The sequence below is a fragment of the Aeromonas sp. FDAARGOS 1402 genome, from assembly GCF_019046925.1.
Taxonomy (GTDB): domain Bacteria; phylum Pseudomonadota; class Gammaproteobacteria; order Enterobacterales; family Aeromonadaceae; genus Aeromonas; species Aeromonas caviae.
On the sequence record NZ_CP077201.1, the window covers coordinates 1573167 to 1587581 of the forward strand.

The following is a 14415-nucleotide window of genomic DNA, read 5'->3' on the forward strand; positions in this document are numbered from 1 at the left end:
ATTTAGGGATCCAAAAAATAACCAGCCCCTTCTGGTCGCGTCAGTAGCGCGCGAAGAAGGCCAGGGTTGCATTGAGCGCGGCCTGGCGTTGGGGATCCGCCTCGATGAAGAGCTCGTGCCAGGCCCCGTCGATGCGCAGCGGCTTGCCCCCATCACACTTGGCATTGGCGCAGAAGGCCTCCTGGGCGGCGTTGTCCACCACGCTGTCCTCACCGGCCTGCAGCAGCAGCAGCGGCGTCTTGATAGCGCCGGCGTCGGCTACGGCCGCGTCCGACCCTGTGATGGCCTGATGGATCCAGTGGGCGGTGGCGCCCCCCAGCCTGACCTGGGGATGCTGTTCGTAGATCTGGCGGAAGGCCTGATAACGCGCCGTGCTGTGGGTCAGCTCGTTGTCGGCAAAGCCGTGATCCTCATAGGGTCCCTGACCCGGGCCGTAGGGGGGCTCGCCCACCCAGCCGCCGACCGTGCCGATGGTGGCCGCCAACCCCTTGGCCAGCCACTTGGGCAGGCCGCCGAGGTTGATGCCCATCATGGGGGAGGAGAGCACCGCCGCCTGGATGTCGTTCGGCCAGCGTTCCAGATAGCGGGCCGAGATGGCCCCCCCCATGGAGTGGGCCAGCAGGAACAGCTTGGCGGGTTGGTCCTGGGCGATCACTTCGTCATGAAACTGTTTGAGATCGGCGACATAGTCGTCGAACTGGTCGACATATCCCTTCTCTTTGTCGGCCAGCATGCGGTCTGACATTCCCTGGCCGCGATGATCGATGAGGTAGAGGCTGTAACCCTGGCGCCAGAGATCCCAGGCCAGCTCCTGATACTTGAGGTAGCTCTCGACCCGGCCGTTGACGATGAGGATGGCGCGATCGATCTTGGGCTGGCGCAGGGCGGCATAGCGGAGGGTGACCCCGTCCTTGCCCTTGAACTCCCCCTCGACGGCATGCTGGCGCCAGAAGTCGGGCAGGGTCTGCTGATAGAGGGCGGGAACGTCGGCTTCAGTGGTCAGCTGGTAAGGATTGCTCACGGCAAGGGCTCCGGCAGAAAACAGGGTCAGGGCCAGCAGGGAAAGGGAGGCAGGTTTCATCGGGCAAGCTCCTCGCGCCAGTGGTGGTAGAGCGCAGTGATATCATTCGAGCAGAGCAGAGCAGAGCAGGGGCATGGCGGCTTGCAGGCGGGGCAGCGGCCAGTCCCACCACTGCATGGCTTGCAGCATGGCGACCTGCTCCTCGTCAAAACGGGGGCGGATCGGCCTGGCCGGGTTGCCGCCCACTATGGTGTAGGGGGCCACATCCCGGGTGACCACGGCCCGGGTGGCGATGACGGCGCCATCGCCGATGGTGATGCCGGGCATGATCATGGCTTCCGAGCCGATCCAGACATCGTTGCCGATCCGGGTGTCTCCCTTGCGCAGAAAACCGTCCTGCACGCCGTCACCGAAGCGGGCAGCATCGAAGGGGAAGGTGGAAGCCCAGTCCATCCGGTGACCCTGGTTGCCCGCCAGCATGAAGGTGGCGCCGGAGGCGATGGAGCAGAACTTGCCGATGATCAGGCGGTCAACTTCCTTTCCCCACTGGCCACTGTCCCAGGACTCCCGCGTCGAGCCATCGCCGAGCAGGTAGCGCACGCAATGATCCTCGAACGGCTTGCCGTGGTAGTAACCGGAGTAATAGCTGTACTCCCCGGCCTCGATATTGGGGTTGGTCAGATGATCCCGTATGACCTGGGATTCCAGCCAGCTGCCGAACGGATTTTCCATCACTGATCCTGCCATTCATCTTCTTCCTGTTGTGCGGCCCATCCTTTGCGCGTCAGCTGCATCTGCTGCCACCAGCGTTCGTCCGCCAGGATCTCGCCGGTCGGGCCGAGCTGGGGGTAGGGCATCTCTTTCTCCTTGCAGAGCTGGGCATAGACGGGATAGCCCCCCTCGAACAAGATGGTGTTCTGTTCTTCGGGTGTGAGTGGGCAGCCGCGCTGATAACAGCCGGCCAGTTCGCGCTGGCGCTGGGCCTCGTAGAGGATGGCGGCGGCGGCCACCGAGACGTTGAGGGACTGCACCATGCCCACCATGGGGATGACGATATGGTGATCGGCCAGGGCCAGCGCCTCTTCGCCGATGCCGTGCTTCTCCTGGCCCACCAGGATGGCGGTGGGTCTGGTGTAGTCGATGGCGCGAAAGTCCACGGAGCTGTCGGAGAGGTGGGTCGCCAGGATCTGCATGCCGGAAGCCTTGAGTTCGGTCACGGCACTGCCGATGTCCGGGTGCAGCTTCACGTCCACCCAGTTCTGGCTGCCGCGGGCGGTGCCCTTGCGCTTGTGGATCCAGCTCTTGGGCCAGACCGCGTGCACCCGGTGGATGCCGATGGCATCGGCGGTGCGCACGATGGCGGCCAGGTTGTGAGGTTTATGAACCTCTTCCATGCAGACGGTCAGGTCGAGCTGGCGCTGGGCCAGCATGTCGGAAATGCGTTTGAAGCGTTCAGGAGTCATGTCGGTTTCTATGTCATGAGGCCGGTGCATGCAACAAGGCTGGTGGCCTGCGGCATGGGGCCCTGGGTATCTCTTGAAAAGCAGCAGGCGGCTTGCGCCGCCTGTGTTCAGTTTTTCTGTCGGCTCACTCTGAGCACGTTGGGCATGACCCGGATCTTGCGCATGATGTTGGCGAGGTGGATCCGGCTCTTGGTGGTGATGAGCAGGGTGACCACATAGACCCGGCCATCTTTCTCCTCGGTGCTGATGGCGTGGATGTTGGCGCCGGTTGCGGCAATCACGTTGGCCAGCTCCGCCAGGGCGCCCTGGTGGTTGACGATCTCGATGCTGATGCCGGTGCGGAATTCCTGCTCCTGTTCCTTGTCCACCTCCCATTGCACCGGCAGGTATTTGTCCGGTTCGCGGCTATAGCCCTTGATGTTGCGGCAGGACTCCTGGTGGATCACCAGTCCTTTGCCCGGGCTGATGTGGGCGATGATGGCATCCCCCGGGATGGGGCGGCAGCAGTTGGCGAAGGTGACCAGCATGCCGTCGGCCCCCTTGATCGGCATCTTTTTGCTGGTGGATTTGGGTTGCTCTTCCGGCGGCAGCTCATCCCCGAGCATGCGGCGGGCCACCATGACGCTCATGGCGTTGCCAAGGCCCACGTCGGCCAGCAGCCCCTGCAGGTTCTCGTGTTTGGTGTCGGCCAGCACCTGCTTGACGCGGGCTTCAGGGATGTCTTCGATGTTCTTGGCGCCGAGCGCGTGGTTCAGCAGGCGACGGCCCAGCACCACCGACTCCTCGGTGCGCAGGTTCTTGAGGAACTGGCGGATCTTGGAGCGCGCCTTGGTGGTCACCACGAAGTTGAGCCAGGCCGCGTTCGGGCGGGCGCCGGGGGCCGTGATGATCTCCACCGTCTGACCGGAGTGCAGCGGGCTGCTGAGCGGATAGGGGTGGCGGTCGACCCGGGAACCGACGCAGGCGTGACCGATGTCGGTGTGCACCGTGTAGGCGAAGTCCACCGGGGTGGCGCCGGCGGGCAGCTCCATGATGCGGCCCTCCGGTGTGAAGACGTAGATCTCGTCGGGGAAGAGGTCGGTCTTGACCCCCTCGATGAACTCGAAGGAGCTGCCGGCGCTCTGTTGCAGCTCCAGCAGGCTCTGCATCCAGCGCTGGGCGCGGATCTGGGCCGTGGTGCCCGAGCTGTCCCCATCCTGCTTGTAGGCCCAGTGGGCGGCGACGCCCTTGTCGGCCATCTGGTCCATGAACTCGGTGCGGATCTGCACCTCCACCGGTACCCCGTGGGGCCCCACCAGGGAGGTGTGCAGGGACTGGTAGCCGTTGGTCTTGGGGATGGCGATGTAGTCCTTGAAGCGACCGGGGCGCGGCTTGTAGAGGCTGTGCATCTGCCCAAGCACCCGGTAGCAGGTGTCTATGTCTTTCACTCTCACTCTGAAAGCATAGATATCCATCACTTCGTGGAATTGCAGTTCTTTCTTCTCCATCTTGTTGTAGATGGAGAACAGGTTCTTCTCGCGTCCGCTTACCTGGGCATCGATGCCGGCTTCCCGCAGACGCCCCTCAATCTCGCTCTGGATGGAGTCGATGATCTCACGCCGGTTGCCACGGGCGCGGCGTACCGATTCCCGCAGTACCCGGGAGCGCATGGGGTAGAGCGCCTCGAAGCCGAGCTCTTCCAGCTCGTTCTTCATGGTGTGAATACCGAGGCGGTTGGCGATGGGGGCGAAAATCTCGAGGGTTTCCCGGGCGATGCGGCGGCGCTTGTCCGGCCGCAAAGATCCCAAGGTGCGCATGTTGTGGGTGCGGTCGGCCAGCTTGATCAGGATGACCCGGATGTCCTGGGTCATGGCCATCATCATCTTGCGGAAGTTCTCGACCTGGGCTTCCTTGCGATCGCGGAACTTCAGCTTGTCGAGCTTGGAGACACCGGAGACCAGCTCGGCGACGGCGTTGCCAAACTGCTCGGCAAGATCGTCCTTGGTGACAGGGGTATCTTCGATGACGTCGTGCAGCACGGCAGCCATCAGAGTCTCATGATCGAGGCGCATGTCGCCCAGGATGCGGGCCACGGCAACGGGATGAGTGATGTAGGGTTCACCACTGGAACGCATCTGTCCCTGGTGAGCATCACGGGCTACCACATAGGCTTGCCTGAGCTTCTCAACCTGCTCGGGTGGCAGGTAGGAACTGGCTATTTCTTTAAGATTTTCAAATAAATACAAGACAGTCCCCGCAGCGGTTAAACGGCAATCCGTGAAATTGAGGGTATGCCCTCGAGTTTGCGAGGTTTTCGAGCGGTTGTAAATGGGGAGAACAGCCGGCACCCGGGCGGGCGCCGACTATGGGAGGCGACTGACTTAGCCGCGACCTTCTGCGATGGCAGCAACGGCAGCCAGCTCGGCGGCTTCCTGCTCTTGCTGCTCGTAGCGGTCCTGAGTATCCATCACCTGGTTGTTGACCAGACCCAGTTCGATCTCGCGCAGGGCGATCACGGTCGGCTTGTCGTTCTCTTCGTCGACCAGGGGATCCTTGCCTTGTACCGCGATTTGACGAGCGCGGCGCGCGGCGACCAGCACCAGGTCAAAACGGTTACCTACCTGTTTTACAGCATCTTCTACAGTAACGCGGGCCATGCGGGACTCCAGTGTTTGGGCTTTCTGTGATTGAAAAAGCGGTGTTTAAAAATGACGCAAAAGTTTACTTGTTTTTGGCTTACTCTGCCAGTAGCTGTTTCAGCAAGTTTTGCTGGGCCTGCTGTTGCTGACGCATTTCCAGGCGCTGGCACTCGATGACGGCCCTGAGCTGGAACAGTGCCAGCTCAAAGTCTTCATTGATGATGACATAGTCATACTCGTCATAGTGCACCATTTCGGCAATGGCTTTCTCCATCCGGCCCTTGATCACCTCGGCGCTGTCCTGGCCGCGGCCGATCAGGCGGCGCTCCAGCTCCTCGCGGCTGGGAGGCAGGATGAAGATGGACTTGGTCGGCATCTGTTCGCGGATCTGGCGGGCGCCTTGCCAGTCGATGTCGAGGAAGACGTCGATGCCCTGCGCCAGGCAGGCCTCGATGGCAGCGCGGGAAGTGCCATAGTAGTTGCCGAAGACTTCTGCCCACTCCAGAAAGTCACCGCGCTCTATCAGCGCCTTGAACTCTTCCACCTTGACGAAGTGGTAGTGCACCCCGTGCTCTTCACCGGGACGGGTGGCGCGGGTGGTGTGGGAGACCGATAGCTGCATCTTGCCGGCGGCGTTGTGCTGGGTCAGCAAGGCATTGAGCAGGCTGGACTTACCGGCCCCGCTCGGGGAAGAGATGATATAGAGAGTGCCTTGTTGCGCCATGTCTGTACCTTTAAGCGATGATCCGCGCTTTGGTTGTAGCAGAGGCCGCCGTCTTGTGCCCGATAAGGGAGACGGTTGCTCGCAATGCGCGGAGGAATCAGAGTCAGGAGGATGTAAAGGCGGCGAATGTTAGCAGATGGGGGCGGATAAAAAAACGGCCGGAATCATATTCCAGCCGATCAAAATATCCGTAGCTTGCTGTGCGGGCGTTACCCGCATAGAGGGCCATTCTGCCCACGGAGCCGGGGCCGGGCCATCAGATTATCCCTGCGCCAGGGCTCGGAATTTCCGAGTTGCCCTGGGTCGGTAGAAGATGCTTGTCGGTACAGAGGCGCTCGAAGGCGGCGATGACCCGCTCGCGGCTTATCGTGGCCATGGCGTCCGGATCCTTGAGGCGGGTGCGCCAGCCGAGCTCGGCCAGCGGCTTGCCGGTCTCCTGCTCAATCAGTTCCTGATAGACGCTGACCAGATAATCCCGGCACAGATAGGGGCCGGTACGCTCCGGGTTGTGGTGGGCGTAGAGGCCGATCACGGGTGTTCCCACCAGGGTGGCCATGTGGGCAGGGCCGGTATCCGGGGCCAGCACCAGGCTCGCCTCGCCAATCAGCGCCAGCAATTGCTTGAGGCTGGTCTGCCCCACCAAATCTGCCGGCTTGCTCTGGCTGAGGCGCTGGATCTCGGCGGCGAGATCCCGCTCCAGCCTGGCTGGTCCGCCGCACAGATAGACCTGAAAGCCCTTGTCTGTGGCGTGATCCGCCAGCGCGGCATAGCCGGCGGCAGTCCAATTCTTGAATGCCTTGCTGGCAGCGGCGCAGATGAGCAGGGTCGGCTTGCCGCCAATTTTCTCCTTCGCCCAGGCCTGGTGCTCGGCGCTGATGGGCAGTTGCCAGTCCGGGGTCAGATCCTTTATCCCGAGCTCTTTGGCGAAGGCGAGAAAGCCGTCCAGCACGTGGGGGGAGGCGGGTGAGGGAACTCGATGGTTGGTGAACAGCCACTGACCGTCGCTGGCGCGCTCCCGATCAAACCCGAGTTTGACCTTGGCCTTGATGCCGAGGGTGGCGATGCTGGCGCGCATGGCGGCCTGCAGGTGGAGCAGGGCATCAAACCTGCGCCCCTTGAGGGTCTGCCAGAGATCGCGATAGCCGCGCCACCCCTTGCTCTTGTCGAAGGGAATGACCTCGACCCCCGGCAGATCGGCGAACAGGGTCGCCTCAATCTTGCCAGTGATCCAGGTGATGCGGGTCTGGGGCCACTCCCGCTGGATGACGCGCACCAGCGCCAGCGCGTGGCAGCAATCTCCGATGGCGGAGAGCCGCAGGATGCAGATGGAGGAGGGCGGCGTTTGGAACAGCGGCATGATGTGGCGCAACGATGGCAAAATGGATGGATGGCATTATGCAAACTCCCCTGTGGATTGTAAAATTGCGCCGGTTGCCCGACCGGCACGGCTTTCTGAAAGGATGCCCTGCACCCACTATCGACCGGAATTCTCATCATGCTGACACACACCACCCACAACCAGGTCTGCTGGTATGCCGACGGAGTCTTCCGCGATCCCTCCCCTGCCTTGTTCGATCCTGTCTGGTGGCAGACCCATCGCCAGGTGGTAGGTTCTTCCATCGGCCGCGGGGTGACCTGGTTCGTGAAGGATGAATCCCGTCACTTGGTGCTGCGTCACTACTACCGTGGCGGCATGGTGGGCAAGCTGGTGCGTGACCGGTTCTGGTTTGAAGGGGTGGAGAGCAGCCGGGCCATGGCTGAATATCGTCTGCTGGCGACCCTGAGTGAACAGGGGCTGCCGGTGCCGCGCCCCTTTGCGGCCCGCATGGTCAAGCAGGGGCCCTTCTATCGGGCCGACATCCTGATCGAACGCATTCGCGGCGCCAAGGATCTGGTGGCCCTGCTCAAGCAGGGGCCGATCGCCGGTGAGGTGTGGCACAAGATAGGCAAAACGGTGCGCCAGTTGCACGATGCAGGGGTCTATCATGCGGATCTCAACAGCCACAACCTGCTGCTCGACAAGGAGGGCAAGGTGTGGGTGATCGACTTCGACAAAGGAGCCATCCGCTCCCCCGGCAACTGGCAGCAGGCCAACCTGGAGCGGTTGCTGCGCTCCTTCAACAAGGAGTCGCAACTGCACACCAGCTTCCACTTCGTGCCGGAAAACTGGCAGGCCCTGATGGCAGGCTATCAGGGCAAGGTGGCGTGACGTCGAGCTTCACTTCGTAGCTGGAGGCTGGCAAGCCCTGATGGCGGACCACCAGAGGCGAGAGGTGCGAGGCCAGCGATGCTGGCGCGGTTGCTCGGCGCCAGCACCAATGTTACTTATTGAGTGTGATTGCTTGGACAGATATTCAGATCCGGTTTCGAGGCGCGTGATGGAAAGGTATGAGACTGCCGGGGTTGAGGTCACCACTCCCCTTGAGGTGACGCTGATGGCACAGGCCATGGCGATGTTGGAGGCCGGGATCTGGACCTGGTCGGCCGGGCAGGGTCTGAGGCGGGACCCTTCCTGTCTGCAACTGCTGGGTCTGGAGGGGGGCGAGCTGGGGGATCTCGGCTGGCTGGATCGGGTACATCCGGATGATGCTCCCCGTCTGGCAGAGGCCCTGGAGGCCTGCCAGCAAGGGCGCAGCAACGGGCTTCGACTCGAGTACCGCATCCTGCACCATCAGGGCCATTACATCCGGCTGGAGGAGCGGGTCCGTCGCGACGAAGGGGGTCAACTGCTGGGGGTGGTTCGCCATCTGGATGCCGCCATGGCGCCCCTGGAGGATCGCCACGACACGGATCCCCTCACCGGCCTCGAGAGCCGCAGCCACTTCGAGCTGTTGCTGGATGAACGGCTGGCCAGCGAGAGCGGCAGTTTCTGTCTGCTGCAGTTCAGCGTGGATCACCGCAGCAAGATCCTGCAGTTGTTCGGGGAGGCGGCCTGCGACGCCATGCTGGCCAAGCTGGCCCGCATCGTGCGCCGCGAGCTGCGTCGGGAAGATCCCTTCGCCCGTTGGGACGAAGACGGCTTCATTCTGATGCTCTCCCAGACCGATCGGTTGAGCGGCCTGGAGATTGCCGAGCGGCTGCGGCTCGAGATCGCCGACGCCAGCCTGCTGCCCCAGCGTCCGGTGACCGTGAGCATCGGCCTGGTGCAGAGCCAGAGTGCCGAGCAGCTCGATCACCTGCTGGCCCGGTTGGCCTCCTGCCACGGTCAGGCGAAGCGGGAACACAACGCCGTGGTCGGCTGACGGCCAGTCACTGTCCGCGAACCGATTGACGCCGATGGACCCATCAGCGTCAATGATTTTCAGTCAGCGCTCACTGACCTGCTGACGCTGGCAGACCCAGAGAGAAGCGAGCATCAGCAGGGCGCCCAGACCGAGCCTGAGCAGGTCGGTATCCTTTCCCCAGAGCACCAGATTGACCAGCAGACCTGCCGGGATCAGGGCGTTGTTCATGATGGCCAGCACGCCGCTGCTGACCAGGGTCGCCCCCTTGTTCCACAGGAAGTAGCCGAGCCCGGATGCCCCGACCCCCAGCCAGAAGAGGATGCCCCATTGCAGGGGGCTGGCGGGATATTGAGGTTTGCCCAGCAGCCACCAGGCGGGCAGGGCGATCACCAGGGCGCCCAGATAGAAGCAGCCGAACACCGCCAGCTGGGGCGGCTGCTCAGCCTCCCGGGCCAGCAGCACCTTGTAGCCTACCTGGCCCAGGGCGAAGCAGACGTTGGCGCCCTGCACCACCAGGAATCCCAGTACATAGCTTTCGGTCAGGCCGTCGAAACGGATGACGGCCGCCCCCAGCACCGCCAGCAGGGCCCCCCACAGATAGACAGGCTTGAAGCGCCCTTCCAGCAGGTCGTGGATCAGGGTGACATAGATGGGGGTGAAGATGGTGAACACCAGCACTTCCGGTACCGTCAAGAGCAGGAAGGAGTGGTAGTAGAACAGATACATGATGCCGAGCTGGATGGCACCGAGGGCCATCAGCTTGGCCACCAGATCGGGGCGCAGCCAGCGACGGCGCAGGAAGGGCAGAAACACCAGGCTGGCGAGCACGATGCGGGTCAGTACCGAGAAGTAGGCATCCACCTGACCGGCAAGGTAGACCCCGATCAGGCTGAAGGAGAAGGACCAGAGCAGGGTAACCCCTATCAAGTAGTTCATGTGATTGAATTGTCGTCAGTTGTCAATTTGGAGGGCGCTATGATGGCCGAGTTGGAAGGCGCGATCCAGCGTTTATGGGAAGGGTTGTCACAGATCGGAGCATTTGCCTTCGAGGCGAGCAACGGGGTCGGATCCGCCACCGACTGGTGCGGTCGCGGGGAGGGTGCCGTGGTGGTGACCGATCACCATGGGGGGTGGCTGTATGCCGAGACGGGTCGCTACACCACGCCCCATGGCCGGGAGCTGACCATGCACAACCGCTTCTGGTGGCAGCGCACCGCACGGGGGATCATGCTCTCCCACCTGCGCTACGAGCAGCCGGTGATGCTGTTCGAGCTGTTGCCCCGGGGGGACGGGCACTGGGTCACGGCCGAGCCTCACCTGTGCGGGCAGGATCACTACAGCGCCGAGCTGACCGAAACCGGCGAGGGTTTCCTGCTCGCCTGGCAGATAACGGGGCCGCGCAAGAACGAGCGGTTGAGTTATCGCTACGGACCAGAGGCGCAGAGATAAAAAAACCGGCGCAGGGCGCCGGTAGAGGGGACAAATCGGAGGTTTTGTTAAAACGGTCCCAAAAACAGGAGAGATACACTCTCGTCACACACGCAGAGAGGGTCTTCAGGCATTCAGTGCATAGTTCAGCATGGCTTGCAGCTTGCTGTCGAAGAACCAGGGCAGCAGCACCATCAGCAGACCCAGCACCCCGGCCAGCCGGTGGCGATACTGCCAGCCGGCTATCAGTACCAGACCGCCGCAGAGGGTGGTCAGGATGCCTGACATAGGGCAGCCTCCCGCTGTTGGCGGCGCTGCTGTGCCCACTGGTTGAGGGCGACCGAACCCAGGATCAGGGCCAGCGCCACGCCCGTGGTGGACTGGATCTGCTCGCCGAGGAACAGGGCTCCCAGCATGACGCCGAACAGCGGCACCAGGTAGTTGCTGAAGGAGGCGAAGGTCGGGCCCGCCTTCTGGATCAGCGCCATGTAGAGGAAGTAGACCAGGCCGGTACAGAAGATCCCCAGCATGGCGACGGCGCCCATGGCCTGCTGGCTCGGCAGGGTGAGGGTGCTCAGGTCCGCCACGAAGGGCGCGGCCAGCAGCAGCTGGATGGCCGAGGAGATCAGGATGTTGCGGGCCACGACCACAGGATGGTCCTTGGCGAAGCGCTTGATCATCAGCAGGCCGATGGCGAAGCAGCTGGCACCGAACAGGATGGCCATGGCACCGAGCAGGCCGGCATTCATGCCGCTGGTCAGCTTGGGCCAGAACAGTACCAGCACGCCGATGAAGCCGATGATCACGGAGACCAGGCCGCCCTTGGTGATTCTTTCACCAGAAATAAACAAGGGAGCCGCCAGAATGGTCACAAAGGGGATACAACCCATGACCACGGCCGCGATGGCGCTGTCCACATACTGTTGTCCCCAGGCCACCATGATGAAGGGGATGGTGGCGTCGAGCAGGGCGATCAGCATATAGGTTCGCCAGGGCGTGTGTTCACTCTTGAGGCGCATGAACAGGCAGAGCAGACCCAGGGTCAGGCTGCCGCACAGGGCGCGTCCGGCGGCCACCATGATGGGGGGCAGTTCAGCCACGGCCTGGTGCATGAAAATGAACTGGGAGCCCCACAACAGGCCGATCGCCAGCAACAACAGATAGCTACGCATTTGAATCTCCAATGTAATTCGCCTGCGCATTCTATGCAATCTGCTACTATGCCAAAAATGAATTGTCGTCATTCAACTATGGCCAATATCGATGGAACTGCCCCTTTCCCGCCTCGACCTCAACCTGCTCACCGTGTTCGACATGCTGATGCAGGAGCGCAACGTCACCCGTGCCGCCGAACGGCTGCACCTCTCCCAGTCCACCGTCAGCCATGCGCTGGGGCGCTTGCGCCAGGCGCTGGATGATCCCCTGTTCGTGATGAGTCGGCGTGAGATGATGCCGACCGAACGAGCCAAGGCGCTGGCGAGCCCGGTGCGCCAGGCGCTGGCCATGCTGGAGCAGGGGCTGCGTCAGGCCAAGGGATTCGACCCGGCAAGTGCCCGGCGGATCTTTCGCATCGCCACCCCGGGCTCGGTGGAGCACGGCCTGGTGCCGGTGCTAGTGGAGTGGATGGTGCAGCAGGCTCCCCACTGCCGACTGGAAGTGTGCGAGCTGGCGGACAGCGACTACGAGCGGGAGCTGGAGAAGGGGGAACTGGATCTGGTGATCGGGTTTGCCGGTGCCAACCACCTCTCGCCCCGGTTGTGGCGCGAGGAGTGGTTCAGCAATCCGCTGGTCTGTTTGTCGCCCCTCGGCAGCGCCCTGCCCGACATGCTGGGGCCGGGAGAACTGGTCAGCCGCCCCCATATCCACACCTCCAGCTGGGGCCACAGCCAGGCCATGGTGGATCTCTGGCTGGCCCGTTTCGGGGTGGAGCGGGAGCTGGGGGTCAGGCTGCCGAGCTTTATGGCGGTACCGCCGCTGATGGCGACCGGCCGCTACCTGGTGGTGGTGCCCGAGATGATCGGGCGCCACTTCTGTCGCCACTATCCGTTGCGCCTGCACCAGCTGGAACCCGCCATCCCCATCGTCTACCTGATGGCGGGCCACCCGCTCAGTGCCCATGACGAGGCGATCGGCTGGTTCAAGGGGTTGTTGCACCGGCTGGCGAAGGAGCGCTACGGCGCGGATGCGCTCGGCCATCCCGCGCCGCAGGGGGCAGATCACGCCAATCCGGAGAAGTAGTCCAGCCCCATCGCCCCCTTCACCTCGGCCAGCACCTCGTCGGTGAGGGCCCGGGCCTGCTCGGTACCCTGCTGCAACAGGCGCAGCAGCTGGCGCTTGTCGGCGATGGCCGCCTCGCGCCGCTCCCGCATCGGAGCAAGCAGGGTCTGCAGGCAGTCGTTGAGTACCTGCTTGCAGCGCATGTCCCCCAGACCGCCGCGCTGGTAGTGGGCCTTCATCTCGGCCACCAGGGCCTTGTCGGGGTGGAAGGCATCCAGATAGGCGAACACCGTATTGCCTTCCACCTGACCCGGATCGCTCACCTTGAGGTGATTGGGGTCGGTATACATGGCGAACACCGCCTGCTTGATCTCGTCGCTCGACATGCCGAGTTCGATGGTGTTGCCGAGGGACTTGGACATCTTGGCCTTGCCGTCGATGCCGGGCAGGCGGCCGGTGTCGCTCAGGATGGGCTGGCACTCGGTCAGCACCTCTTTGCCAACCAGGGTGTTGAAGCGGCGCACTATCTCGTTGGTCTGCTCCAGCATGGGCAGCTGATCCTCGCCCACCGGCACGTGAGTGGCACGAAAGGCGGTGATGTCGGCGGCCTGGCTGACCGGATAGACGAGGAAGCCGGCGGGCAGGCTGCGCTCGAACCCTTTTTGCTGGATTTCGGCCTTGACGGTGGGGTTGCGCTCCAGCCGGGCGACGCTGACCAGGTTGAGGTAGTAGGTCGTGAGTTCGGCGAGGGCGGGCAGGGCGCTCTGCAGGCAGAAGGTGGTCTTGGCCGGGTCGAGGCCGGCGGCCAGGTAGTCGGCCATCACCTCCAGCACGTGATCGGTCACCTTGGCCGGGTTGTGGCCGTTGTCGGTCAGCGCCTGCAGATCGGCGATCATGACGAACTGGCGGTAATGGTGCTGGGCGGCCACGCGCTGGCGCAGGGAGCCGACGTAGTGGCCAATGTGCAGTTTGCCGGTGGGGCGGTCGCCGGTCAGGATCACGGGGTTGTGCATGTCACTCTCTCCAGTTGGGTGAGCCGGGAGGCGACAAAGGGATGAAAACAATGACCGCCTCTCGGCGGTCACGGTGTTTTCTTTGGGAAATTTTACATAGAAAAGCAGTGCCGCCTGTTTAGAAGCAGCACCACCAGTAGTTGTGATTGAATGAGGTCATATTCATGGCAAATCACACTACGCCTGTTCGATCACTTCTGCAAGGGCACGACCAGCATGTCGCAGGGCACGGTATTCATCAGCTGGCGTGCGCTCGAGGTGAGCAGGCTCCAGAAGCTCTGGCGATGGCCGCACACCAGCAGGTCGATCTGGTAGTCCTTGACCGCCTGGTTGACCCGCTCGCTCAGATCGCCGCAGATCACCAATTTCTTCTCGATGGGGTAGTCCACCGAGGCGAGGAAGGCTTCCAGCTTCTCCTTCGCTTCGGCGATCACCTGGTCCTGCACGTTGTCGATGTCGATGTCGATCATCTCGGTGTAGAGATCCTTGAGGTCCACATCCACATGGATCACCGACAGCTTGGCGCCGTTGGAGCGGGCCCGGTCGACCGCCTTCTCGATCACCTTGCGGTTATCTTCCGACAGGTCGATCGCGGCCAGTACGTGTTTGTAATAGGTTCCATTCATGGGAGTTCTCCTCACTGATCCTGGGTCCACTATACCAATGTCTGCTGAAACTAAAACGGCATCGTCGCCACAGTTTCAGGA

Annotated in this window: 15 protein-coding genes and 1 pseudogene; 4 read left to right on the top strand and 12 right to left on the bottom strand. The window is 62.7% G+C overall.

Annotated features, from left to right (window positions below; translation table 11 throughout):
• Nucleotides 1-40: 40 nt before the first annotated feature.
• The 7 genes and pseudogenes from I6L32_RS07520 to I6L32_RS07550 form a co-directional block, all read right to left on the bottom strand.
• Nucleotides 41-1081 carry an alpha/beta fold hydrolase gene (locus I6L32_RS07520; protein ID WP_202016907.1) on the bottom strand — a complete coding sequence of 347 codons (1041 nt, stop codon included), beginning with the start codon at nt 1079-1081 and terminating at the stop codon, nt 41-43.
• A pseudogene (locus I6L32_RS07525) lies at nt 1078-1753 on the bottom strand (CatB-related O-acetyltransferase). Before I6L32_RS07525 ends, I6L32_RS07520 begins: the two are co-directional and overlap by 4 nt.
• Nucleotides 1753-2484: a tRNA (guanosine(18)-2'-O)-methyltransferase TrmH gene (trmH, locus tag I6L32_RS07530; RefSeq protein ID WP_216944887.1), complete on the bottom strand. Its 732-nt coding sequence runs from the start codon at nt 2482-2484 to the stop codon at nt 1753-1755. The pseudogene I6L32_RS07525 and the gene trmH overlap by 1 nt, the downstream one beginning before the upstream one ends.
• A 107-nt stretch (nt 2485-2591) precedes the next feature.
• Entirely contained in the window at nt 2592-4709 is a 2118-nt protein-coding gene (gene spoT, locus I6L32_RS07535; protein WP_039040667.1) for a bifunctional GTP diphosphokinase/guanosine-3',5'-bis pyrophosphate 3'-pyrophosphohydrolase, read from the bottom strand.
• 135 nt (nt 4710-4844) lie between these two features.
• The gene (gene rpoZ, locus I6L32_RS07540) at nt 4845-5120 is read right to left on the bottom strand and encodes a DNA-directed RNA polymerase subunit omega (protein WP_005307060.1); all 276 of its coding nucleotides are present in this window, start codon (nt 5118-5120) and stop codon (nt 4845-4847) included.
• Nucleotides 5121-5199: 79 nt separating this feature from the next.
• Nucleotides 5200-5826, bottom strand: a complete 627-nt coding sequence (gene gmk / locus I6L32_RS07545; protein ID WP_039040668.1) for a guanylate kinase — start codon at nt 5824-5826, stop codon at nt 5200-5202.
• A gap of 256 nt (nt 5827-6082) precedes the next feature.
• Nucleotides 6083-7183 carry a glycosyltransferase family 9 protein gene (locus I6L32_RS07550; protein WP_216944888.1) on the bottom strand — a complete coding sequence of 367 codons (1101 nt, stop codon included), beginning with the start codon at nt 7181-7183 and terminating at the stop codon, nt 6083-6085.
• A gap of 138 nt (nt 7184-7321) precedes the next feature.
• Here I6L32_RS07550 and I6L32_RS07555 point away from each other — a divergent pair, with 138 nt between their 5' ends.
• The gene (locus tag I6L32_RS07555; RefSeq protein ID WP_010672321.1) at nt 7322-8035 is read left to right on the top strand and encodes a 3-deoxy-D-manno-octulosonic acid kinase; all 714 of its coding nucleotides are present in this window, start codon (nt 7322-7324) and stop codon (nt 8033-8035) included.
• Between the two features lie 169 nt (nt 8036-8204).
• Complete coding sequence (locus tag I6L32_RS07560) at nt 8205-9068, top strand: sensor domain-containing diguanylate cyclase (protein WP_029313392.1); 864 nt, start codon at nt 8205-8207, stop codon at nt 9066-9068.
• Nucleotides 9069-9131: 63 nt separating this feature from the next.
• On the opposite strand, the gene I6L32_RS07565 is transcribed toward I6L32_RS07560, so the two are convergent.
• Nucleotides 9132-9986 (bottom strand): DMT family transporter, encoded by an 855-nt coding sequence (locus tag I6L32_RS07565; protein WP_041212087.1) that lies wholly within the window; start codon nt 9984-9986, stop codon nt 9132-9134.
• Between the two features lie 42 nt (nt 9987-10028).
• Here I6L32_RS07565 and I6L32_RS07570 point away from each other — a divergent pair, with 42 nt between their 5' ends.
• Nucleotides 10029-10499 (top strand): DUF6314 family protein, encoded by a 471-nt coding sequence (locus I6L32_RS07570; RefSeq protein WP_039040696.1) that lies wholly within the window; start codon nt 10029-10031, stop codon nt 10497-10499.
• A 105-nt stretch (nt 10500-10604) separates the two neighbouring features.
• Here I6L32_RS07570 and I6L32_RS07575 read toward each other — a convergent pair whose 3' ends face one another.
• A complete protein-coding gene (locus tag I6L32_RS07575) occupies nt 10605-10766 on the bottom strand; it encodes a hypothetical protein (protein WP_010672325.1) in 162 nt (53 codons plus the stop codon).
• A complete protein-coding gene (locus I6L32_RS07580) occupies nt 10751-11650 on the bottom strand; it encodes a DMT family transporter (protein WP_045522666.1) in 900 nt (299 codons plus the stop codon). Before I6L32_RS07580 ends, I6L32_RS07575 begins: the two co-directional genes overlap by 16 nt.
• 91 nt (nt 11651-11741) lie before the next feature.
• Between I6L32_RS07580 and I6L32_RS07585 the strand changes: the two genes are divergently transcribed.
• Entirely contained in the window at nt 11742-12716 is a 975-nt protein-coding gene (locus tag I6L32_RS07585) for a LysR family transcriptional regulator (RefSeq protein WP_045522672.1), read from the top strand.
• Here I6L32_RS07585 and trpS read toward each other — a convergent pair.
• Nucleotides 12695-13708, bottom strand: a complete 1014-nt coding sequence (trpS, locus tag I6L32_RS07590; RefSeq protein ID WP_104455000.1) for a tryptophan--tRNA ligase — start codon at nt 13706-13708, stop codon at nt 12695-12697. The genes I6L32_RS07585 and trpS overlap by 22 nt on opposite strands.
• 191 nt (nt 13709-13899) lie before the next feature.
• The gene (locus I6L32_RS07595; protein ID WP_010672329.1) at nt 13900-14334 is read right to left on the bottom strand and encodes a universal stress protein; all 435 of its coding nucleotides are present in this window, start codon (nt 14332-14334) and stop codon (nt 13900-13902) included.
• Nucleotides 14335-14415: the final 81 nt, after the last annotated feature.